Origin of the sequence: Salegentibacter maritimus (genome assembly GCF_016236915.1) — a bacterium.
Lineage (GTDB): Bacteria > Bacteroidota > Bacteroidia > Flavobacteriales > Flavobacteriaceae > Salegentibacter > Salegentibacter maritimus.
Map to the genome: position 1 here is coordinate 1 of NZ_JAEHOK010000015.1, position 24,267 is coordinate 24,267.

General features: G+C 35.1%; 20 protein-coding genes. 6 read left to right on the plus strand and 14 right to left on the minus strand.

Going from position 1 to position 24,267, the window contains the following annotated elements; translation table 11 throughout:
• Positions 1-46: 46 nt before the first annotated feature.
• From I6U49_RS11980 to I6U49_RS12025, 10 genes are all read right to left on the minus strand, one after another.
• Positions 47-1,303: a sulfate adenylyltransferase subunit 1 gene (locus I6U49_RS11980; protein WP_198628768.1), complete on the minus strand. Its 1,257-nt coding sequence runs from the start codon at positions 1,301-1,303 to the stop codon at positions 47-49.
• A gap of 86 nt (positions 1,304-1,389) precedes the next feature.
• Positions 1,390-1,740 carry a four helix bundle protein gene (locus tag I6U49_RS11985; protein WP_198628769.1) on the minus strand — a complete coding sequence of 117 codons (351 nt, stop codon included), beginning with the start codon at positions 1,738-1,740 and terminating at the stop codon, positions 1,390-1,392.
• A gap of 56 nt (positions 1,741-1,796) precedes the next feature.
• A complete protein-coding gene (cysD, locus tag I6U49_RS11990) occupies positions 1,797-2,702 on the minus strand; it encodes a sulfate adenylyltransferase subunit CysD (RefSeq protein WP_198628770.1) in 906 nt (301 codons plus the stop codon).
• Between the two features lies 1 nt (position 2,703).
• Positions 2,704-3,297, minus strand: coding sequence for an adenylyl-sulfate kinase (gene cysC, locus I6U49_RS11995; protein ID WP_198628898.1), 594 nt, complete (start codon positions 3,295-3,297; stop codon positions 2,704-2,706).
• A gap of 134 nt (positions 3,298-3,431) precedes the next feature.
• Entirely contained in the window at positions 3,432-4,256 is an 825-nt protein-coding gene (gene cysQ, locus I6U49_RS12000; RefSeq protein ID WP_198628900.1) for a 3'(2'),5'-bisphosphate nucleotidase CysQ, read from the minus strand.
• 327 nt (positions 4,257-4,583) lie between these two features.
• Positions 4,584-5,456, minus strand: a complete 873-nt coding sequence (gene rfbA, locus I6U49_RS12005) for a glucose-1-phosphate thymidylyltransferase RfbA (RefSeq protein ID WP_198628902.1) — start codon at positions 5,454-5,456, stop codon at positions 4,584-4,586.
• Between the two features lie 40 nt (positions 5,457-5,496).
• Positions 5,497-6,576 carry a dTDP-glucose 4,6-dehydratase gene (rfbB, locus tag I6U49_RS12010; protein ID WP_232804707.1) on the minus strand — a complete coding sequence of 360 codons (1,080 nt, stop codon included), beginning with the start codon at positions 6,574-6,576 and terminating at the stop codon, positions 5,497-5,499.
• A gap of 157 nt (positions 6,577-6,733) precedes the next feature.
• Positions 6,734-7,690, minus strand: a complete 957-nt coding sequence (locus I6U49_RS12015) for a hypothetical protein (RefSeq protein ID WP_198628904.1) — start codon at positions 7,688-7,690, stop codon at positions 6,734-6,736.
• 3 nt (positions 7,691-7,693) lie between these two features.
• Positions 7,694-9,133 carry an MBOAT family O-acyltransferase gene (locus tag I6U49_RS12020; protein WP_198628906.1) on the minus strand — a complete coding sequence of 480 codons (1,440 nt, stop codon included), beginning with the start codon at positions 9,131-9,133 and terminating at the stop codon, positions 7,694-7,696.
• Positions 9,134-9,261: 128 nt separating this feature from the next.
• Positions 9,262-10,269: a LacI family DNA-binding transcriptional regulator gene (locus tag I6U49_RS12025; RefSeq protein WP_198628908.1), complete on the minus strand. Its 1,008-nt coding sequence runs from the start codon at positions 10,267-10,269 to the stop codon at positions 9,262-9,264.
• A gap of 723 nt (positions 10,270-10,992) precedes the next feature.
• Here I6U49_RS12025 and I6U49_RS12030 point away from each other — a divergent pair.
• The 3 genes from I6U49_RS12030 (at position 10,993) to I6U49_RS12040 (ending at position 12,796) form a co-directional block, all read left to right on the plus strand.
• Positions 10,993-11,313 carry a phosphoribosylpyrophosphate synthetase gene (locus I6U49_RS12030; protein WP_198628909.1) on the plus strand — a complete coding sequence of 107 codons (321 nt, stop codon included), beginning with the start codon at positions 10,993-10,995 and terminating at the stop codon, positions 11,311-11,313.
• A 98-nt stretch (positions 11,314-11,411) separates the two neighbouring features.
• Positions 11,412-11,903: a Dps family protein gene (locus tag I6U49_RS12035; protein ID WP_198628911.1), complete on the plus strand. Its 492-nt coding sequence runs from the start codon at positions 11,412-11,414 to the stop codon at positions 11,901-11,903.
• Positions 11,904-11,914: 11 nt separating this feature from the next.
• Positions 11,915-12,796, plus strand: coding sequence for a mechanosensitive ion channel family protein (locus I6U49_RS12040; RefSeq protein ID WP_198628913.1), 882 nt, complete (start codon positions 11,915-11,917; stop codon positions 12,794-12,796).
• Positions 12,797-13,265: 469 nt separating this feature from the next.
• Here I6U49_RS12040 and I6U49_RS12045 read toward each other — a convergent pair whose 3' ends face one another.
• A complete protein-coding gene (locus I6U49_RS12045) occupies positions 13,266-16,985 on the minus strand; it encodes a metallophosphoesterase (protein ID WP_198628915.1) in 3,720 nt (1,239 codons plus the stop codon).
• Positions 16,986-17,039: 54 nt separating this feature from the next.
• Here I6U49_RS12045 and I6U49_RS12050 point away from each other — a divergent pair, with 54 nt between their 5' ends.
• Positions 17,040-18,224, plus strand: coding sequence for a Pycsar system effector family protein (locus I6U49_RS12050; RefSeq protein ID WP_198628917.1), 1,185 nt, complete (start codon positions 17,040-17,042; stop codon positions 18,222-18,224).
• On the opposite strand, the gene I6U49_RS12055 is transcribed toward I6U49_RS12050, so the two are convergent.
• Positions 18,216-20,585 (minus strand): GAF domain-containing protein, encoded by a 2,370-nt coding sequence (locus I6U49_RS12055; RefSeq protein WP_193709925.1) that lies wholly within the window; start codon positions 20,583-20,585, stop codon positions 18,216-18,218. The two genes, I6U49_RS12050 and I6U49_RS12055, sit on opposite strands and share 9 nt — an antisense overlap.
• A gap of 137 nt (positions 20,586-20,722) precedes the next feature.
• On the opposite strand from I6U49_RS12055, the gene I6U49_RS12060 reads away from it, so the two are divergent.
• Positions 20,723-21,844 carry a TlpA disulfide reductase family protein gene (locus I6U49_RS12060; RefSeq protein ID WP_198628919.1) on the plus strand — a complete coding sequence of 374 codons (1,122 nt, stop codon included), beginning with the start codon at positions 20,723-20,725 and terminating at the stop codon, positions 21,842-21,844.
• Between the two features lie 73 nt (positions 21,845-21,917).
• Here the strand turns inward: I6U49_RS12060 and I6U49_RS12065 are convergent, their stop codons facing one another.
• Positions 21,918-22,610, minus strand: a complete 693-nt coding sequence (locus I6U49_RS12065) for an SIMPL domain-containing protein (protein WP_198628921.1) — start codon at positions 22,608-22,610, stop codon at positions 21,918-21,920.
• Positions 22,611-22,657: 47 nt separating this feature from the next.
• A complete protein-coding gene (locus tag I6U49_RS12070; RefSeq protein WP_193709928.1) occupies positions 22,658-23,305 on the minus strand; it encodes a rhomboid family intramembrane serine protease in 648 nt (215 codons plus the stop codon).
• Positions 23,306-23,357: 52 nt separating this feature from the next.
• On the opposite strand from I6U49_RS12070, the gene I6U49_RS12075 reads away from it, so the two are divergent.
• The gene (locus I6U49_RS12075) at positions 23,358-24,260 is read left to right on the plus strand and encodes a lysophospholipid acyltransferase family protein (RefSeq protein ID WP_198628922.1); all 903 of its coding nucleotides are present in this window, start codon (positions 23,358-23,360) and stop codon (positions 24,258-24,260) included.
• Positions 24,261-24,267 lie beyond the last annotated feature (7 nt).

Here is a 24,267-nt window from a genome sequence, read left to right on the forward strand (position 1 = left end):
TCTAAGCAGTAGGCTTTAAGCTTAAGGCCTACTGCTTATGGCTTAATTACACTACCATTCCCGCGGCAACGGTTTCATTAGTATTCTCATCAATTAGAATAATACTACCCGTATTTCGATTATCACGGTAAGAATCTAACATTAGCCTACGGGTAGTTCTTATTTTAACCCTGGCAATATCATTCATCTCTAAATTTGAATCTTCATTATCCCGTTCAAAAGTATTAATATCCATTTTATAAACCACTTCCTTTATTATCGCCCGCTCTTCATTAGAGGTATGCTTAATGGTATATTTTGCCCGGGGTTTTGCAGGGTCGTTATTCAGCCAGCACAACATTACATCAAATTCTTGTTCCTGCTCGGGTTGGTTATTTTGTTTTACAATCATATTCCCGCGGCTTACATCAATATCGTCTTCCAGGGTTATGGAAATACTCATTGGCGCATAGGCTTCTTTTAACTCCTGCTCCCCGGCATTAATGGATCTAATCTTTGACTGAAAGCCCGATGGCAATACGGCCACTTCATCTCCTACCCGGTAAATACCACTGGCAATCCTACCGGCATACCCCCTATAGTCACGATGTTCGTCACTCTGCGGCCTAAGCACAGTCTGTACCGGGAAACGAGCATCTATTTTATTAATATCACTGCTAATATGTAAATTCTCCAAAGTACTGAGCAAGGTCCCGTTGGGGTACCAGGACATGTTTTCAGAGCGGTTTACCACATTATCCCCTTTTAGGGCGCTTATTGGGATAAACCGAACATCTTTCATAAGAAGCTTAGAGGAAAATTCTTCGAACTGTGCAATAATACTGTTATACACTTCTTCAGAATAATCTACTAAATCCATTTTATTAACGCAAACAATTAAATGCGGAATATTAAGCAAGGAAGCTATAAAAGAGTGACGCTTTGTTTGCTCTATTACCCCGTGACGGGCATCGATTAAAATCACCGCAGCATTAGCGGTAGATGCACCTGTCACCATATTACGGGTATATTCAATATGACCCGGAGTATCAGCGATAATAAATTTACGTTTGGGAGTGGTAAAATACCGGTAAGCAACATCGATGGTAATTCCCTGCTCCCTTTCATCTTTTAAGCCATCGGTAAACAAGGCAAGGTCTACACCATCATGCCCCTTTTTCTCACTGGTTTTACTCACCGAATCCAACTGATCTTCAAAAATTGACTTCGAGTCGAATAAAAGCCTGCCTATCAAAGTACTTTTTCCATCATCTACACTCCCGGCAGTGGTAAATCTTAGTAGTTGGTTATTGTCTATTTCCATTGTTTCTATGCTTTAGGCCTTAGGCTTTATGCTATAGGCCAAAAATGTATTTTAGTTGTCGATTAAAGTCTTTGATATATAAAATATCACTGTAATCTTTGATTTAATCTGTATAATTTTTTCTTTATTTCATTGACCTCATCAAAACAAACCTCAAATGTTCGCTCATCAATAAATTTTAAGTCTTTGCTCAGTATGAAAAAGTATTCTAATTCATGAGCTGAACCAAGTGAAATCTGCACAAACCTATTAAAGTCTTTGTCTGAACCTCTTCCACAACCTTCACTAAAATTAGAAGGTATTGAGTAAGCAGCTCGCTGCATTTGAGAAACTAATTGATATCTCTCTGAATGAGGAAAAGAAAAAGTTATTTTATAAACACGCAAAGTCAAATCATGACTTAATTTCCAAACATCATATTTCTTAAAATCTCTCATTATTGACAGTAGCTGCTATGGCTTATAGCTTATTGCATAAAGCCTATAGCCTCATATTAAAAATACCCCTGCTTCTTCCTATCTTCCATAGCGGTTTCACTACGCTTATCATCTGATCTATCTCCTCTTTCGGTTTTTCGCATAGCCGAAACTTCTAAAGCTATCTTATCAAGCGTATCGGCATCAGATTCTATACCACCGGTAATGGTAATATCGCCAAGGGTCCTAAACCTGATTTTCTTTTTTTCTACCTTTTCACCTTCTTCAAGTTTCAAATACTCCGAAACCGGGATCCAGGAATTACTACGAAAGACTACTTCTCGCTCATGCGCAAAATATAAGGAAGGTATACTAATGTTTTCCCTTTTGATATAATTCCAAACATCCATTTCAGTCCAGTTACTAATTGGGAACGCTCTAAAGTGTTCGCCTTCAAATTGCTTTCCATTTAAAAGGTTCCATAACTCCGGACGCTGGTTTTTAGGGTCCCATTGCCCAAAATCGTCACGATGGCTAAAGAACCTTTCTTTAGCACGGGCTTTCTCTTCATCCCTTCTTCCGCCTCCAATGGCGCAATCTACCTTATTCTCTTCTATAGCATCCAGCAGCGTGGTGATTTGCAAGGCATTTCGCGTGGCATTCTTCCCTTTTTCTTCCGCTACACGCCCTTGGTCTATAGATTCCTGCACAGAACCTACTATTAACTTAACGCCAAGCTTTTCAATCAGATGATCCCTAAATTGTATAGTTTCCGGAAAGTTATGTCCGGTATCTACGTGCATTAAAGGAAAAGGAATTTTACTGGGGTAAAAAGCTTTTTTCGCTAAATGCGTCACTAAAATAGAATCTTTTCCTCCCGAAAAGAGGATTACAGGATTCTCAAATTGCGCCCAAACTTCGCGTAAAATATAGATCGCTTCCGATTCTAATTCGTCTAAATAGTTTAAATAATATTTGCTCATGTTACTTTATTTCAAGTTTCTTTTGAAGCAGTTTAAAAATTCTATGGGTAGCTTCGTCTAAACTTTCTTTTTCTGTATTTATCTCGATATCCGGACTCACAGGATTTTCATAAGGCGCATCAATGCCCGTGAAATTTTTAATCTCCCCTGCACGGGCTTTTTTATACAAACCTTTTACATCAAGACGTTCACATTCCTTTAGTGAAGTGTTTACAAAGACTTCTATATAATCATGTTCTCCAATAATTTCTTTAATTAAATCTCTATTCCTCTGTGTGGGAGCAATAAAAGACGCTAACACCAAAGACCCCGATGCTACCAGTATTTTTGCAACTTCGGCAGCTATTCTAAGGTTTTCTTCCCTATCTTCAGCACTAAAGCCCAGGTTTTTATTCACTCCTTTTCGCAGGCTATCCCCATCTAGCACAAAACTTCTAATTTGCTGCTCATAAAGTAATTTCTCCAACCTATTGGCAAGTGAAGATTTCCCCGAACCCGATAAGCCGGTAAACCAAACCACAAACGAAGCGTGATTATTCAGGATATTACGCTGCTCTTTCCCCACAGAAAAATTAATTGCTCTAATATTCTCCATATTATCTTTTCTAAACTTTCAACAGAGAAAATCACCCGATTTCGCCGCCGATTTTATATTAAATATCTTGTGAAGATAATACATACACATATCCATTACAATTTCCAAAGAACCAGTATTACTTAATTAATTTTTCAGGTCAGGTTAGAGACAATAAATGAATTATTCAATAGTTTTTCTCGATTATAAATCATTTCTAATTCGGTTTTCTTATCTATAACCGCTAAGCCCACCGCTTTACAAATAGCGTGACCTGCGGCGGTATCCCATTCCATAGTAGGACCTAGCCTGGGGTATACATCGACAAGCCCTTCTGCCAGAAGGCAAAATTTAAGTGAACTTCCCTTTGGAATAACTTTTACCTCCTGCTCGTATTCTTCTTTAATCCCTTCAATAAAATCTAGCGTCTCCTGATTAATATGTGACCTGCTTCCCGCCACGCTTATTGTATTTTGAGCAACACCGGGAGCTATCTCCACGACATTTTTCAAAAAACCGTCAATTTCAAGTTTATCTTTTACTATAGTCTTAAAGGATTTTTGGGCTTTTACATCACCAAAATAAAGTTCCTTGCTCACCGGAATATAAATCACTCCAAAAACCGGTTTATTATTTTCTATAAGCGCAATATTTACGGTAAACTCTCCACTTTTTTTGATGAATTCTTTGGTCCCATCTAAGGGATCTACAATCCAGCAGAAGTCCCATTTTTTCCTTTCTGAATAATCAATTTGCTCATTTTCTTCGCTAATAATTGGTATTCCAGTAGTTTTTAAGGTATCTATAATAATCTTATTCGCCTTTTTATCGGCACGCGTTACAGGTGAGTGATCTTCTTTTTGCTTCACCTGAAAATCGCCGGCTTTATAAATTTGTAATATTTCGAGACCTGCCTCTACAGAAGCCTGAATGGCCAACAAGTAATCCTGCTTTATTTTATAGTCTGATTTATTTTGCATGCACTTAATTTTTGATGAGATAGCGATCCCGGGCAAAGATAATATTCCCTATTAGTCTATCGAATTAATAGGGTTTAAATATTTGAATTTTAAGAAAACTAGGGAAAATGAGCTTTTTAAAAAGAAATATTACCAATTTAAATATTTGAATATCATTATTTTACGAATCAAATAAAAGTAAAAAGAAGCTTGAAATATACACAATAAATTTAGCGCCAATTTTATTCGAAAATCGAGATTTATCCCGATGGTTTTGGAGACTTCGAAGCTTAGCTCGAGCTAATTTACTTAATAAGTTAATCTTGAAGGATATAAAGATCAAGTTTATTAAGACAATAAACTCAATAAATATTGCCCGTATTCGCTTTTCTCCAGCCCAACTGCAAGCTTATGAAAACTTTTTTTATTAATATATCCTTTACGGAAAGCAATTTCTTCTGGGCAGGCTATTTTAAGACCCTGCCTTTTCTCTATGGTTTGTACAAAGTTTGAAGCCTCCAACATAGAATCGGGTGTACCCGTATCCAACCAGGCATATCCACGCCCCATAATCTCCACTTTTAATTCTTTTCGGTTTAAATACTCCTGGTTAATACTGGTAATCTCCAATTCACCACGTTGACTTGGTTTGCATTCTTTTGCAATATCAACAACCGAATTCGGATAAAAATAAAGTCCGGTAACTGCAAAATTACTTTTCGGCCTTTTTGGTTTTTCCTCTATGCTTAAGGCATTTCCATTTGAATCAAAATCTACCACTCCGTAGCGTTGGGGCTCATTTACGTAATACCCAAACACCGTGGCCTGACCATCATCTTTACAGGTTTTAACCGCATGCTCCAGCAGCGTACTAAAACCCTGCCCATAGAATATATTATCTCCCAATACCAGGCATACATCCTGATTATCCATAAATTCTTCGCCAATTATAAAAGCTTCAGCCAACCCGTTAGGTTGTGCTTGCTCTGTATAAGACAACTCGAGTCCCCAATCTTTTCCATTACCCAATAATTTCTGAAAGTTTGGAAGATCTTCAGGAGTAGCGATAATAAGAACTTCCCTTATCCCTGCCAGCATTAAAACAGAAAGCGGGTAATAGATCATGGGTTTATCATAAACCGAGAGTAATTGTTTTGAAACACTTTTGGTAAGAGGATACAAACGTGATCCTGTACCACCAGCCAGAATAATTCCTTTCATATTTTCCAATTAACACAAATTATTTCGAATTTACAGGAATTTATTCAGCATATTGATCTTTATAATAGTTTTTATAGCTTCCACTAGTCACATTCTCTAACCACTCTTGGTTATTCAAATACCAATCTACTGTTTTCTTTAAACCTTCCTTAAAAGTAACAGAAGGTTTCCAACCGAGTTCTTTATTAATTTTTGTTGCATCTATCGCATAGCGTTTATCATGGCCGGGCCGATCTTTTATAAAAGTGATTAGCTTTTCAGATTCCCCTTCACTCCTATTCAACTTCTCATCCATAATGCCACAAAGTAGTTTAACAAGATCAATATTCTGCCATTCATTAAAGCCACCAATATTATAAGTAGATTTGTTTATTCCTTTATGAAATAGTAGGTCTATGGCTTTGGCATGGTCTAACACATACAACCAATCCCGGGTATATCTTCCGTCCCCATAAACCGGAAGATTCCTATTTTTAATAATATTATGGATAAAAAGTGGAATTAATTTTTCGGGAAACTGGTTAGGACCATAATTATTGGAACAATTAGAAATTATATAAGGCAAATTATAAGTTTCGCCATAAGCCCTTACAAAATGATCTGAGGCTGCTTTAGAAGCAGCATAGGGTGAATTAGGGGCATAAGCTGTAGTTTCGGTAAACAAACCGGTTTCCCCCAATGTCCCGTACACTTCATCTGTACTAATATGGTAGAAAAGTTTATCCTTAAAATCTCCCTGCCAGGTTTCTAAGGCCGCTTGCATTAAATTAAGCGTTCCGGTGATATTAGTGTCTACAAAAATGCCAGGGTTGGTAATAGAACGATCTACATGAGATTCGGCAGCAAGATGAATTACACTATCAAACTGATATTTTTTAAATAAGTGTTTTATTGTCTCCGCTTGGGTAATATCAGCCTTTAAAAAATGATAATTTGGAGCCTCCTCAATATCCTTAATATTTTCAAGGTTTCCTGCATAGGTTAATGCATCTAAATTATAGATTTGATAGTTTGGGTAGCGGTTTACAAAAAGTCGTAACACATGAGACCCTATAAACCCGGCTCCGCCGGTAACGAGTAATTTTCTATTACTAATTATATTTTTAGTACTTTGACTCAAGTTTTTTTATAAAATTTATTTAGAATTATTTAAATTTCTTCAGGTTGTAATTACTATTCTTCATAGAAATTTATATTCGGAATGTTTGGACGAACCCTTTATTGCAATTAGCAATAAGATTTTTGATTATTTAAATCTAATGTTAAACTTTTTCTTATTAATTATCACTAAAATATTCTGTTTTTTTCAAATCTTTTGCTAATTTATCAGTAAAAATATTAGCTCCCATTAGATTCAGATGCGTTGCGTTATAAAAATATTTTTTTTCATAAGATAACTGATCCTTGGAATAATTTAGAAATTTCAAAGAATTTCTTGCTGCGAGTCTTTCATATAAATTAATTACTTGATCCCTATTAGAAACAAAATTTTGACCGTCAACATATTCAGGTGGGTAAACCATTACAACTTCAATACCTTTAGATTTGCACTCTGAGATAAACTTATTGAATAATTCTATAATTCCAGCATCCAAAACTATCTCGATGGTACCAAATTCATTTTTTGCTTTAATAAAATCCTTAGTCCATTTCTTATCCTTACCGGCGAAACCTTGATATCGCAATTCTGATTGTGGATTAACTAAATCTCGAATTAATTCTAAGAGGACTAAATCTTCTCCCTGATATCTACACAAAGGAAAATTCAAATCAGTATAAGAAAAACCATTATAGTTAGAAACGAAGTCTTGCATTTTATTATTGTATATAACAAATGGTAGAAATTGTACTTTATTATATAAATTCTCTAATTTCTGAAAACTAGTAGCATCTAAGGTAATAATTATTAATTCAGGGGCATTGTTAAACCTTAACAATTCTTGATGCCTGAAGTACTGCATAGGGAAATGATATCCATTAACTCCATAGTTATACGTTGGTTTTTCAAGTTCTTTTTCAATAATTTTAGAATTTACGTGTATCCAAGCTCGAGAAGATCCATAGATCGCTATTGGATAATTATTCGTGGCATTATAAATATCATTCCAAACTTCTAACTCCCCTTCAAAACTATTATTCCTTTTTAGCTGACAAGAAATAACCAGATCTAAAGGATATGCAATCAAAGCTAATATTGTAAGAGTAAATGAAATTTTGACTAAAAATTTTTTCATAATTTAGAATTGAAAATAAATAAAATTTTCATTGTCAGCATAAAACCAAAAAATTAAGGATAAAATTGACAGATAAAATAAATACCTATAAATGAATTTAAACTTATTTACTTTCTCAATTGCATATTGATTTTCCCTCCCGAACCATTCAATTATCACCAATATTAGAATTAGAATTAACGAAATAAGCTCTCCATATTCTAACCTAAAGAATTCGAAAAGAGAAAAACTAAACATACCTCCCAAATAACTTATAGCATGCCCAATATCTTCCGCTCTAAAAAACACCCAGGCAATTACCGTTAAACCAAAGGTTAGCGACATTTGCCATAATTCTTTAAAGGAAGGCAAATAAGAATTTTGTGCCACTACTTCCATATTTTGGCGATTTCGTTTGGCTAACAGTAATGGAAGAAAATATATGGCATTCAATGCTCCCCATACAATAAAAGTCCAGTTTGCACCGTGCCAAAAACCACTAACTATAAAAATTATAAAGGTATTCCGCACTTTCATCCAGGTACCTCCACGGCTACCGCCCAGGGGAATATACACATAATCCCTAAACCAAGTGGATAGGGAAATATGCCAACGTCTCCAAAACTCGGCAATATCCCTGGAAAAATAAGGGAAAGCAAAATTCTGCATCAAATTAAAACCAAATAATCTTGCGGTACCTATGGCGATATCTGAATATCCCGAAAAGTCACCGTAAATTTGAAATGTAAAAAATACCGCTCCCAGCAATAAAGTGCTTCCCGACATATCGGCCGAATTTTCAAAGATGTGGTTTGCATATACGGCACAATTATCGGCAATCACAACTTTTTTAAACAAACCCCATAAGATTTGTCGCATTCCATCTACTCCCTGACTATACTCAAACTTTCTGTTTCTATAAAATTGGGGAAGTAAATTTGTTGCTCGTTCTATAGGCCCGGCCACCAATTGGGGAAAAAAGCTTACGAAGGCAGCAAACGAAATAAAGTTCTTGGCAGGTTCTAAGCGCTTTTTATACACATCTATAGTGTAGCTTAAGGTTTGAAACGTGTAAAAACTAATTCCCACGGGAAGGATAATATTTAAAGAATTAGCATTTAACTCATAACCGGCTACGCTAAAAGCCGATTTAAAATTATCGAGAAAAAAATTATAGTATTTAAAGAAGCCCAGAAAACCAAGATTAACCAGTATACTTATCCAGAGTAGAACTTTCCTACGTGTAGGAGATTCGGTCTTGCCCAAATGCTGTCCAACGAAATAATCTACCAGGGTACTAAATAAAATTAAAGAAAGGAACCGCCAATCCCACCAGCCATAAAACAAATAGCTGGCTGCAGCAACCAGTAAATTTTGCCATTTAAGGCTTTTGTTGAAAACAAACCAGTAAAGAACAAAGACAACCGGCAGGAAAATAGCAAAATCCAGGGAGTTAAAAAGCATCTAACCTTAATTCAATTAAAATTTGCCGCAAAAATAGAAAGTTCTTTATGATATTCTTAGAAAAGAACAAAAACTATTAATTCGACTGGTTTATTACCCTAAAAGCCTACACAAGAATGTTTAGAACCTCAAAAATCAGTAGATTCCATATGAATTAGCTTGGTATGTATAGTTTTATTAATGGGTGGCTTTCTATCGTTTTTATTCTCTATTCTATCTACCAACAATTCAACGGCTTCCCAACCAATTTGTTCAGGGAATTGTTCAACATAACTAATAGACGGAGTTAAAAACCGGGCTACTTCTTTATTAATAAATCCTATTACTTTTAAGTCTTCGGGAATTTTGATGTTATTTTCATAGGCCATTCTATACACCAACATGGTACTATCAAAATCAGAGCAGAGTATGGCTTCTACCTTATCTTCTACTAAAAGCTTCTTTGTTTTTTCCCGTAAAGTATCTGGTTTGGAAGAATTGGCAATAAAAAAATCTTCTTTACTTTTTAAGGCATTTCTATAACCGGTAATTCTTAATTTACCAACTCCTAAATGATGAATGGAGGTTGCAATACCTATTTTCTTAATACCTCTTGCCTGTAGCATTCGGGTTGCATCTTCAAAACTATTTTCGTCATCTATCCCAATTTTATCCACGGCAAGATCAAGGTTGGTCCTATCGTAAAGTACCACAGGGATGTCATAATCTACCAAATTGAAAAGATGTTCAAATTCTTTTGATCTTTGAGTTTCTTCTGAAAATGCAATTAGCACTCCATCTACAAAACCTGAAGTTAGCATTTCAGATATTTGCTTTTCCCTATCTAAACTCTCATTAGAAATATACGTAATAACCTGAAGGCCGGCTTTTTGAGCCCTGGCTTCTATTCCCGATAACACACTGGCAAAAAAAGTATTTTCTATATTCGGAATAATAACCCCAATGGTCCCACTTTTACTGCTCTTTAGATTTACGGCAACCGGGTTTGGCCGGTATTTATGCAATTTTGCAAGCTCTTTAACCCTTTCTACAGTTTTGGGACTAATTTCCGGACTGTCATGCAAAGCCTTAGATACAGTAGAAACCGATACATTAAGTAATTTTGCAAGTTCCTTTAAAGTGATTTTGTTTTTCATCTGTTTACTATACAATTTAAGCCTTCCAGGATATTCCCGGATTTATAATCATTCTCTTTAATAGTCTAGCACTCTATACAAACCAATCTGTTGCATTTATTAAAATTTTAGTAATGAATTATATCTTCTTTAATTTTTTACTAAAACTTAAGGATTTGCAAATATCTAATAAATTCACAAAGTAGCCCCTTTAGATAACATTAATATTTATATAAATCTTCAAGTTAAAAATAAGAATATCTACCGAGATTTCTAAAATAAGGATGCACCCTAACACAAATCTGGAAATTAAGACACTTCTACCACCGATTGAACATATCGGAAAATTTGGAATGATATACTATTTCATCTACATTTTCCCCAGGTCAAAAAAATTAAATTTTATTAATTTTACAACTAAACTTGAATACCTAAAAATGAAAATTCCAGCCTCTTATTGGTTTTATATCCTTGCTGCACTTGTAACAATTATAGGTTTAATAACCGGCTGGTATTTCTTTTTCCTACTTGTTTTTCCTTTGGGGATTTTTAATTTCAGAAATAAAAAAAATAACCGCGATTTTTAAAACGAAAACCTATTTTATATAGAGTTCTTAAAATCGCTTAAGCCTTTTAGAAATGGGGGTTTTAAAGGAGTTAAACTTATCCTAAACAAGTTTCATTATTTGCATATAAAAGCTTCTCCTTGTAATTTGACATTGTTAACCAATCAAATTATTTAAAATGAAAGATTACGGTACATTATCGCAAGCAATAAATAAGCTAAAGCTAGAAGAAGGTTATGAGCATGATTTTAACCTTCTAGATGAAGAAATAGAGCTAAAAGCTAAAAAAGAAACCTTTGGGGTTGAAGATTTCGACGTTGATAAAGTTCTTAGGTTTGAAGGAATGAGCAACCCAGATGATAATGCTATTTTATATGCTATTACCACTTCTAAAGGTTATAAAGGGGTATTGGTAGATGGTTATGGAGTATCAAGCGGCCAGGTCTCTAAGGAAATGATTGAAAAACTGGACCTTAAGGATAACCGGCCTACGAGTTAAGTTTCGTTAAACTTCTATTAAACCGAATTATAATATTGGTTATATAACGAAACTATCATATTTTTGAATTGAATTAAAAAAAACAATAAATAAAAACTATGAGCTATTTAGGACTAGATACTGAAAAGACGGCTAAAACAGTAGATGAACTTAATGTTTTACTGGCTGATTACCATTTATATTATCAAAAGTTAAGAAATTTCCATTGGAATGTTATCGGTAAAAATTTCTTTGACTTACACGAGAAATTTGAAGAATTATACGATGATGCTAAGTTGAAAGTTGATGAGATTGCTGAGCGTATCCTTACCTTAAGATATACTCCGGTAAGTAACTTAAGCGATTATTTAAAGTCTTCTAATATTGAAGAATCAAAATCGGATTTAACCGATTATGAGATGATTGAAATCTTATTAAAAGATCACGGAACTTTGTTAAAGCAAATGCGTGCTGTGGTTGAAACTGCCGATAAAGCAGGAGATGAAGGAACCATAGACCTTATTGGCGCATATATTAGAGAATTGGAAAAAACCAGCTGGATGTTAGATGCATGGAAAATGAAAACTACAGATTCGCATAAACCCAGTTAAAATTTAATTATTTGGAAGACAAGTTTAATTTAAAAGAATCCCTGGAGGGAATAAGTGCAAAACTGGTAAGCTGGTTAGATTCATTAATATTGAATTTACCAAACTTCCTTTTGGCAGTTATTGTTTTTGTATTTTTTATTTTTCTGGCCAAGTATACCGGCAGATTACTAAACAAACTGCTAGCTAAAAAAGTTAAACAAGACTCCATAAGACATATAACCGTTAAGGTGAGCAAGGCCATTGTGATCCTTATCGGTTTTTTTATTGCCCTTGGAATTCTGGACCTTAATAAGATTCTAACCTCTGTACTTGCCGGTGCCGGTGTGGTAGGACTTGCTATTGGACTTGCTTTACAAGGCACTTTAAACAACACTTTCTCTGGAATTATTTTAAGTTTTCTTCCCGAACTTCAAATTGGAGATTGGGTAGAAACAAACTCATATGCGGGAGAAGTTACAGAGATTAACTTACGAAATATCGTAATTAAACAATCTGACAATAACTATGTGGTTATCCCCAACTCCAAGATTGTAGAAGAACCTTTTAAGAACTTTTCAACTACCAACAGATCCCGGGTTATGTTGAATTGTGGGGTAGGCTACTCTTCTGATTTAGAAAAAGTAAAAGAAATAACTATTGAAACTATTTCTAAACATTTTCCTTCTCGAGGAAACGAGCAGGTAGAATTTATGTTTACCGAATTTGGAGATAGCTCTATAAATTTTGTAGTTCGATTCTGGACCGATGTTACCAAAAACAGGGACATCTTAGTTGCTAAAGACATCGCAATTATAGAAGTTAAAAAGACTTTTGATAAGAATGGCATCAATATCCCATTCCCTATTCGCACCATAGACTTTTCTAATACGTTAAATCTACAAAAACCAGAGTAACTCTAATTCCCCTAATTATCCAACCATCAATTAGTCTAAAGTTTATTGCACGTCAGGTGTAGGGTATGCGAGAACTGCTTTTAAAATATCATTTATATACTACTTTTCTTAAAAATTGAATGTTCAACATCCTACTATAAAAGCATTTTTTCTAAATCAAAATCAGAAGTATTTCTTATTATGGTAGCTTCTGAAAACTACTAAAAGTCAAGAGTTTCAAAAATTCTGGAGTGGAAGAAAAAAGCAAATTATCAACTTAAGAACAGTCTCTGAGCTTTAAACCTCCATTATCGCGTAAAATCACCCAAGGCATAACCCAAAGAACATCCTCAGTTGAACTTTAAAGCAAGTATCTGGCCACTATGCATTTACTAACAGGAAGCAGGCAGATTATCCAACTTCATAATATAAAAAAGCTCCCAGTAACATTTACCGGGAGCTTTTAAAAAACTTATTTGTTATTACTTAATTAAAACTCAAAGCCAAATCCAAAAGAGAATCTATATCCCTCACTCCCCTTAAACAGGCTAAAAGTTCCGTTTACGGCTTCAGCACTGTTTACCCAAAGGCCTACACCGTAACTATCATGCCATTTACTACTATCCTCGAAATCGTTCCAAACGCGTCCTAAATCATAACCGGTAAAAACTCCTATTTGTAATGGCAGGAACCTGGTTGTAAATTGATCGAAACCATATCTTATATCGGCACCGGTAGCAAAAGCACTTTTACCTGTAAAGCGTTGAATACGATAACCTCTTAGCCCTGTATCGCCACCTAACTGTGCAGCCTGATAAAACTCATAATCATCTCCCATATTTAGATGAGCCTGCACATGGGTTTTTAAAACAAGTTTTCTATTTCTGGTAAGTGCATTATAAAAGCCCCAGTAAGGTTTAAAATAGCCATAGGTTTGTGAGGTTTCAGCCGTGTTCATTTGTCCACCAAGATTTAGTTCAAACTTCATTCCCCTACTTGGGTTTAAGGTATTATCGTAACTTTCGTAACGGTAAAGGGCATCTAAACCGGCAAAATACTTTCTTTTAAAAAAGTCGGGGTCACCACTTGTAAAATCTTCAGTAATAAACCTACCTTCTGTAGATTCTACTTTATTACCCTCAAAACTTGCCATATACCTAAACATGCTTCCAAATGGAGTTTTGTTTTCAAAACCTGCTTTTACACCAAAGCGACTAATTTTTACACGGTTATAATCAAAATCAAGCGACTCATCAAAATTCGGAGTCTCATTCCCATAACCAAAAAAGTTACTGGCATAATTTGGGCTGGCGTAATTAGCCCCAACTTTAAGATTGTAATTACCGAGTATTAGGGCAAACTCACCTTCGTAATAAAGATCAAATCCGTTCGTCGCAAAATAGTAACCTCCCCCAAAAGTATGTTGGGTAGTAAATGGGTTTCTCTTGAATGCATTTTTTGTGGTAACCATCTCAAGGCCAAGCTTAAAACCATCGTCTGGGTTAAATCCAAAAGCCGGTACTACTGCCCCACTGGTAAAGATCTTTTTATCTTTATCATATGTATTTATCTGGTAGTTATCCCTAAACCTAAATTTGGCATTTCCGGCTTCTTTTACAGTATTAGGTTTGGTTTTGTGATCGTAGATTTTAATTTTATTTCCATTCTTTATAGTATAAACGTCATTGTTTTGACCACCTATTATCCTGGTAAAAATATAATTATCTCCTTCTCCATCCACTAAAATTTTATCATCATCATCTAGCGCATACAACCAAATTTCTTTAGTTTCATTTTTATCGTACACTTTTTCGCTTACTACCTCAGCCCTTTCACCATCTTTATTTCGACTAATTTTAACTTTGGTTTTACCGCCTTTCATTCGGGTAATATCAACAAAATCATCTTTATCGGTTCCGGTAATAATTGCAAGATCTGCGAAATGATCGTAATATCTCATGGCGATATCAACAATGTTATCCCTTCTTGCTTTTACCTTTTCAATTAATTCTTTTGTAGTCTCATCATAGGTTTCGGGAGGAAGTTTTCTAAAGGCTTCTTCAATTACCTCATCGGTCATATTCTCTTTAATGAATTCCGCTTGTTCCTGCCAGGTTTCTTTGCCCACATTTTGCAGCAAAGAACGATCTAAACCGGTAGCTGAAACATTAAACCACTCTACATTATTTATATCTTCGCCATAAACGGCAAACTGCGAGGCAAATCCGGTTAAGGCTCTTAGGGTTCCAAAAAAGGCCCCGTCGAAATTTGAAAAAACCTGGTCCCTATCCCTGGGGATTGGCTTGAAGACCCTATTGCCTTCTTCATCTTCAATTTCAGCCCATCGCCATTGGTCCTGGTGCCTGTCCCAGTCTCCTATGAGCATATCAAATATCCTGGCCCTAACATAAGCAGGCTCATCTAAAGAATATTTTTCGTCCCTACGCAGCCTGTCGAACATTCCGGCTGTACTTTGAATATCGTGATTGGGAGAACCAAAACTTTCTTTTCCCAACCAGTGTTCTTCAGGCCTTTCCTCTATCATATAAATAGCGTCGCCATGTTCTTCATTATACTTTCCTAATTTTGGCTGTTTCGGTAAATAATACAATTCTGGATTGGTATGATAAACCCCAATGGCATCTGCCATAGTTGGTATAGCCAAAAATGCATAAGGATGGGCAGCTGTATAAAAATCAGATATAATATCTTCGGCTACCGTATTCTCTAATTGAGTTTCTATAGGAGTATCCTTAAAAGCTACGGTTTGTAAAAACTGAACCGCCTTCTTTTTAATTCTTCGAATATTATACTCCCTATCCAAACTGTCTTTCAACCTTATTGATATGGTTTGATGGCCACCTCCAGCACGCATTGGTGTTAAGCCTCCATAAAGTGTATCCAGATCAGCTATTTTTACATTAATATCGGTACCATATAACTCACGATATCTTTGTCCCCAAACAGTTCTGTGTACTGTCCCTTTTTCGGTATCATCTTTTGGATATACTGACGTTGTAATTGATTCTTCAAATTCTTTTGGAAAGTCTGAAATATCGTATTCTTTAGGTGCCGCAAAAATTTCTTTTTGGTACAACAATTTAGCTTTATTGTTTTCGTTCCCGTAAAAGCTTGCCCAGGAAGAGCCGTCTTTAAATACGTCGTAAACTACAAAACCCTGTTCAGGATACGCAAAAAGCCCATCGTTACTCAAGGTTGCGTAGGTAGCTTTTGACGCAGACCCGGTAACAATTTGATTTATTTTACCATGTTCAATATATTGTAAAGAGTGCTCATGACCACTTACAAAGAGCAAACGGTCTGAATTTTGTCCTAAGGTTTCAAGACGTTTTACCAAAGATTTATAACGTTCGTTTTGGGCATCCTGAATAGAAACACCTCCGGTAGTTCTTATTAAAGTGGCTAAAGATCCTAGAATTGGTATTGGTATTTTCTTTTGTGAAGGATATATATGCCTGTTAAAATTATACTGCCCACCATGCACTCCATTGGTAAATAAAGGATGGTGTATTGCTACAATTATTGTTTTATTCTGACTCTTCTTAAGTTCTGTTTCGACCTCAAGAAACATGGCTTCTCTGGTTTTTATCTCAGCACAATCATCGTTAATGGTGGGATTCTTGTTCCAGTCTTCAAGATACCATTGAGAATCTATTACAATTAAGGTTATCTCATCACCTACATCCATAATCTCAAGTCCACAGCCTGTTTTTGGGCTCCAAATAACATTGTCGCCCAGTTTTTCTTTTAGGTAGGCTTCCTGCCTTTCTAGACCTGCAATACGCTCGCTATACCAATCATGGTTCCCGGGAATAAATAAAACATTTCCATCGTAGCCTTCAATGGCATCCAGTTGGGCATCAATTTTATACTCGGCTTCCTCCCTTTCCGGTGAGTCTTTTTCGGGCATTCCGTCGGGATAAATATTATCACCCAAAAAGATGGTAAAGTTATCGGTTTGCTTTACAGAGTCCAGATAACTTTTAAAAGCTATAAGTCCTTTAGAGCTTCCTCCCGTGGGGGAGTAGCCCCCATCTCCCAATAGGTAAAAGGATTTTTCTATCTCTTTATTACTCGGATATCCAAAATTAGATTTTGGTTCGCCTTTGCGATATTTTGGATCTGAGGACACACAAGAATAAATCACTAACAAGGCCATTAGTGATAGAAAGAAGTTAGTTTTTTTCATAAAGGTTATTCAACATTTTTTGTACTTTGGCTAAACAAAAACCAGCTAAACTATATGAATAATCTCATTGAGAAAGCAGATGATTTTGTTTTAAACCTTTTTAAGGAAAAATTACCGAACACGTTTATATACCATAACTACAGGCATACCCAACGTGTGGTTAAAAGTACTAAAGAATTAATTGCCAATTCCGAAATTAATGTTAAACAAGAGGAAGCCCTGTTGCTTGCCGCCTGGTTACATGATACAGGTTACACACGTACTTTTAAGGGACATGAGGAAGAAAGTGTTGCTATTGCCACAGATTTTCTTAAACAAAATAATGCCACTCCAGAACTTATTGAAGAAGTTGTAAGCAATATAAGGGCAACAAAGATTGATTATATTCCGGAGAGTATTTCCGAGAAAATAATAAAAGATGCCGACTCATCTCATTTCGCTAAAAATTATTTTAACGAAACCAGTGAACTTTTAAGGCAGGAATTAGAGCTCCACAACATTAAAAACTTTACCACAGGGGAATGGATACAGGAAAATATAAGAATGTTTACCGAAGAACATCAATTTTATACTGATTATGCTATAGAAGAATGGGGGCCTGCTAAAGAAGAAAATCTGCTTGAATTAATTGAGAATAAAAACAAACAGCAAAAAAAGCTAACTAAAGAGGAAGCGAAAGCCCGAATGAAGGCACGCTATAAAAATGACAATCCCGAAAGAAGTATTCAAACCCTGTTTAGGGTTACGCTAAGAAACCATATTAAGCTAAGTGATATTGCCGATACAAAAGCAAATATTCTTCTATCGGTAAATGCTATTATTATTTCTTTGGCCCTGGCCAATATGATCCCAAAGTTAGATGCTGCCAGTAATAAGCATTTATTGATCCCAACCCTTATTCTTATTTTATTTAGCGTGGCTTCCATTATTCTTTCGGTATTATCTACCCGGCCGCAAGTTACCAGTGGAGAGTTTACCAAAGAACAGGTAAAAAACAGGGAGGTAAACCTTTTATTCTTTGGTAATAGCCATAAAATGCCGTTTGAACAATTTAAATGGGGAATGAAAGAAATCATAAAAGATAAAGACTATGTATATGAATCTTTAATGCTGGACCTTCATCTACTCGGTAAAGTATTACACAGAAAATATAAAATTTTAAGAATTACCTACACCGTATTTATGATAGGAATTATAGTCTCGGTAATTGCTTTTGTTGGCGCCTTTTATCTAATGTAATTCTTCCATTAAATTCTCATAAGTAATAGTTCTGTCGGGTTCATTGCTGTTTGGAGTATATAAAACTTCTACCCTCATTGCTTTGAGCCCAACCACTCCCTGTACATCTTCAAGGTCTAACAGCTCAACCTCTTCCCCCAGGTAGTTCTTGGTTTGCAGATATTTAATATACCTTAAATACTCCTTTTCATCTGAACGCTGGCTATAAACTATGGCTATTTTACCTTTTTGAGTAACACGCTCTTCGGTGCCTTTTATGAAGGATTTATCAATACGTTTTTTAATGATCTCGTAACGCGCATTATAAGTTCCATCTACATCAAATTTCTTTTCGTCCATTCGATATCGAATAGACATCGTAGAGTTATAGACTAAAATCAAGGAAGCTGCATCTAATTTAATAGGGGTGTTTTGTTGTAATTGATAAAAACGGTTTTCCATTTCGCACATGGTGCTTAACTGCCAAAGACGTAAATTGTATAAGTAAACCTTATTAAAAGGCCTATCCCTTACCATAGAGGCACCAATGTAGATATTATGGTCTACCCCATCGGTTTTATAGCGTTCAAAATAATGCGGATAAATTTTTTGAGCATCAATTTGCTTTCTGTCTAAGAAGCGGGACATGGTGCGGTTTATTTGTTGTACCGTTTTATCATAGTTTTTTCTATGATTATAAATAATTCCAGTTTCAGGATTCAATTTATTTTGATATTCCTCTACCAGTTTCTTTAATTCGGAAGATTGATTTCGCAAATGGCTCATTATAGGATTAACTTCCTTTTGCAACAAATTAAATACCTTTTGTTCACTAGAAGCATTTAGACTGTTTTCCAGGTCTTCCATAAAATCTGAAATCCTAAACTTTACCTGCTCGTAAATAGGCAGTTTCTCTAAACTGTAAGCCTTATCAATTATGGATTGAATCTCTTTTAATTGATGGAGCAAATCTTTTTGAATGGCTTCATTTCTAGCTTCAGAAGAAGCTACCACATCAATTTGCCCGTATAGCGGATATATATCCTTAAAAACAATATCTTTAAATGAAGCCAGGCCATCATCGTCATAGTCTCTAATATACTTCTTGGCCTCTTTTTCAAAAACCCATAAAACACTGGGATGTATAGAAGTACACTCGCTTTGTATAACAGCTTTCACCCTGTTTTCAAAATCACTACGATTTCTATCTACAGCGGTAGCTATATAAGGTAAAATTTCATCTAACTTAATGGTATTAATACTATTAAGCTGATTTTTCTTCGTTGCCACTAATTCCAAAATCCCTAATAAACGATTGTTTTTTACTACCGGGGCCAGGATACAGCTTTTTACATCACTTTCTTTTAGACGTTTGGAAAGTATATTATTTTTAGTCTTTTTAGCATATTCTTCAACATTGGCAATACTAAAAAAACTAAACTCTTTAAAAATATTATTAAAACCTTCTTCACATACTCCTTCCCTACATTCGCTTATCAATTCATCATTAAGAATATAACTATTTGCATCTTTATATTCCATTTTTTCAAAAACCTCATCTTGCGGATTATATACGGTAAACCCAACTCTTAGATCGGGGATTTTATAGATAGATCTAAATATTTCTTCCAGCTTTAAAAGCTCATCCTGTTCTGATGATTTCTCAAAAAGCAAAGCTGTTTTTAATTCAGATATCGCGTCGTCCATAGTAACATCTGTAAGATTTACAATGGTAAAACCTTTAAAGATCCAACTTTGGGGCGGAAATTTTTCTTTCCACAGGTCTATATCCTCTACATTTTGTAAGAGCTCATCTACATCTTCATCGGTTATTTTCCTGGCTTGCTCTTTGGGAAAAATATCTATAAAATCGCCGTTTAAAGCAATACGAAAACGTCTATTAATGCCTTGCTCATCTGGAATATCAAAATATAACGGTCTGGAATAATCTATCTCGTAACCGTAATAATCGTTAAGAATATTAATACATTCCTGGACATAAATACTTTTATTGTCCAGGTTTCTTATCTTTAATTCGAAACCATCAGGAGCCGATTCCATGATCTTTTTTAAACGTTTCGACCTGTTAAATAAAAAATTCTGAAAAGGAACAGACGCTGCTTTTATCTCGTTATTGGTAAGCACACTGGGAAAAAGATCATCAAGGAGAACCCTTACCGGTTCTTTGTATTTCTTAAGCTCATTAAAATCTTTTATTCCATTGGTTAAAGCAGGAAAAGATTTTACATGTTCTAAAATGCTTTTAATATAATTCCGGGCAACTTCATTTTCTTCGTACTCTAATTGCTTCTTATATTGTTCCACTACTTTATGGAAACTAATCTGAATCTCAAAAGGCAATTCTTCTTTCTGCTTTGTCATAAATAGGTAATATCATTTAAAATTACATATTCCTTCAGGCTTACAAATTCCCATTGTTGAAATTAACAATTTTTTATAAAATTACGAATGGATTGCAACACTAGATGTTTATTTTTGTCTTAAACAAAAATAATTCTATGCGTAAAATAATAATGACGTTTGCTATTGCAGCTGCGCTTACTTCTTGCCAGGAAGATAAAGGTTATACAATTTCTGGAGATGCTCCTAAAATGGAAGACGGCAAAACGGTATATGTTTCTGAAATTGATGAAAACACCAACCGCCCTATACGAGTAGACTCTACTACTATTAAAGACGGAAGTTTTAAACTGGACCTACAGGATCCCGAAAGTCCTAATCTAAGTTTTCTTGAGTTTGAAGGAACCCAGGGAAATGTGATTTTTATTTCTGAAAATGAGGAAATAAAATTTAAAATTTACAAAGACAGTTTGCGTTCATCTGAAATAAGTGGAGGGAAAGAAAACAAACTCTTACAAGAGTATTTAGCACACTTAAAACAAGTGAACGAAAAGGTGATGCAAGGGCGTAGCGAAATGCAATCTGCTTTTCAGCAAAAAGACAGTACTAAACTTACAAGTCTTCAGGAAAACGAAAAAGAGCTTATAGATAACGATAAGGTTTTCAAAAAGAAAATGGTTCAGGAAAATCCAGGTTCTTTTGTTTCAATCATGGTAATAAGCGATATGCTTAGAATGAAATCCTACCCTGTGAACGAAATTCAGGATATGTTTGCTGAACTTTCTGAAGAAGTACAAAATACAGCTATAGGAAAACAAATTTCTAAAAATCTAAAAGAAGCTAACAAAGTTGCTATAGGAAGTAAAGCACCTAATTTTACGGCCCCAACGCCAGAAGGAGATGAGATTGCTTTAAAAGATGTTATGGGAAAAGTTACCGTAATAGATTTTTGGGCAGCCTGGTGTAAGCCCTGTCGTGTAGAAAATCCTAACCTGGTAAAAACCTATAATAAATATAAAGACGATGGCTTAAGCATAATTGGTGTCTCTTTAGATCGTCCCGGGCAAAAAGATCGTTGGGTTAAAGCTATTAAAGATGATGGTTTACCCTGGCACCAGGTTTCTAACCTACAGTTTTGGCAAGATCCGGTTGCTCAACTTTACGGGATTAAAGCTATTCCTGCCGCTTTTGTATTAAATGAAGAAGGTACTATTGTAGCACGTGATCTTAGAGGCGAAGATTTAGATAAAAAAATTGGAGAATTACTTAATAAGAATTAATTTATTCTAACTAAAACTCATAAAAAAAGCGCCAAATTTGGCGCTTTTTTTATTTAAGGATTTAAGCTAAAAATTATTCCATTAAAAGCTGAAAAGCTACCTGTACCTTAACATTTATTTCCATTTCTCCCGGCGCAATGGTCTGTTGGCCTCCGGTATCTGAAGATGCTTTCATCTCCATAGCGCGATACACCGGTTGGTAACTGTTATTGCTCCCCTCACTTATCATAAAAGCTTTTCCTATAGTTTGGCCTAAAGGTGCCACAAGTGCTTCTGCTTTTTCTTTAGCGTTTAAAACAGCTCTTTTTCTGGCTTTAGCCTTATGCTTTTCAATATCTGAAGATTCGAACTCAATACCGTTAATTCCATTAAGTCCATTTTCTAGAAGTCCTTTCATAATAGCTTCATATCTACTTATATCTTCCAGGGTAATAGCAATAGTTTGGCTGGCTACATAGGTATACGTTTTATCGTTATAATTATACCTCTTATTCAAATTCACATAATTGGTATTGATATTTTTTTCAGCTACATCTTCAGACTTAAGGAATTTAATCACTTTATTCACCACCTCATCATTCTGAGATTTCACCGAAGCAGCACTCTGGCCTTCATGCTCAATTCTAGAATTAATAGTTACTTTGTCTGGAGTTATTTTTACAATTCCCTCTCCGGCTACATAAATTCCAGGAGTCTTATTGTCGTTTTGAGCTTGCATTCCCATACCTCCTGCTATTAGTGCAAGAATTAATATTACTTTTTTCATAGTTAATTGTTTTTAGTTAAATTCTCCAGTACAAGAAGAGTACCAAATTATATTTTCCCTAATTTTTGTAGCACAAACAAAACTAAAATTGGCAGAGCCAGTAATATTACCATCAACAAATGTTCTTCAAAAACCCAGCTAGCAAGAAGAAGGGTTAATAGGTAACCCCCTACCGCACCCCCGAAATGGGCGTCGTGACCAATGTTACCCAATTGCCGTTTCATACCGTATATGGTATAGAATAAGTAACCAATTCCAAAAATATAAGCGGGTATAGGAATTATAAAAAACAGACCTAGCATCATGTCTGGCCTTAATAAAATAGCAGAATACAATACTCCCATAACAGCCCCACTCGCACCAACTGCAGTATAATGTATATCCTTTTTATGAAAGAAATAAGAAAGTAAGTTCCCTAAAACAAGGCTAGCAAGATAGACCAAAACAAAACCCAAAGTACCAAGGAAAAAAATCACTGAATTGGCGAAAAAATATAGGGTAAGCATATTTACCAAAAGGTGGGTGGTATTCACATGCAAAAACCCTGAAGTAACAATTTGGTATTTGGCACCACGATTAATATCGGCAATATTAAACTTATATTTCTGAAAAAAGGATTCATCATTAAATCCCTTGAATGAAACCAGTACGTTTAGACCAATAATTATAAGGGTAACCAGGTTTAATTCTCCCATAGCAACTTTAGTTAAATGCCAAATATACCATATATTTGCTGAAAATTATTTTATGCAGGCTGTAGTTTTTTGGCTGATTTATCCCTTACTTTGGTTTATTTCCATTCTTCCATTTTGGCTTTTCTATCGTGTTTCAGATCTGGTTTATTTTATAGTCTACTACCTGGTTGGATACAGAAAAAAAGCGGTTACAGATAATTTAGAACTTGTTTTTCCTGAAAAATCTTCGAATGAAATTATTGAAATACGTAAAAAGTTTTATAGGCACATGTGCGACATGTTTCTGGAAATGATAAAGAGTATTTCTATTTCTGAAGAAGAATTAAAAAAACGTTTCGTATTTACCAATCTTGAAGAACTAAGGCGCATAGAAAAACTGGATAAGAGCATTATTTTAATGTGTGGCCACTACGCCAGCTATGAATGGCTTTTTGCCCTACAGCTCAACAACCTAAAGCACAAGGCTTTTGGAATTTACAAAAAAATTAGAAACCCCGGTTTTGACAAACTTGTTAATGATATAAGAAGAAGATTTGGCGCCGAACTTATTAGAAACTCTACATCTACCTCACGCATTACTCAAAATGAAAAAGAAGGTGTTCGTGGTATTTATGCAATGATAGCCGATCAATCTCCGAAATCCCCAAATTATAAGTTTTGGACAGATTTTATGGGAAAGAAAGTTCCTTTTTATACCGGTTCTGAAAGGATGGCCAAAGAACTTGATATGGCCGTGATATACCTACACGTAGAGAAAATAAAAAGAGGCCGTTATAAGGCCTCTTTAATTAATATTGCCGATAGCCCTTCTAAAACAGAAGACCATCAAATTACTTTAGAATATAAACAGCATTTGGAGAAACAAATAAGGGAAAAACCAGAATTTTATCTCTGGACACACAAACGCTGGAAGCATTTGGGGAAAGAAACTCCCCAAAATGCTGTAATACGTTAGTTAGACC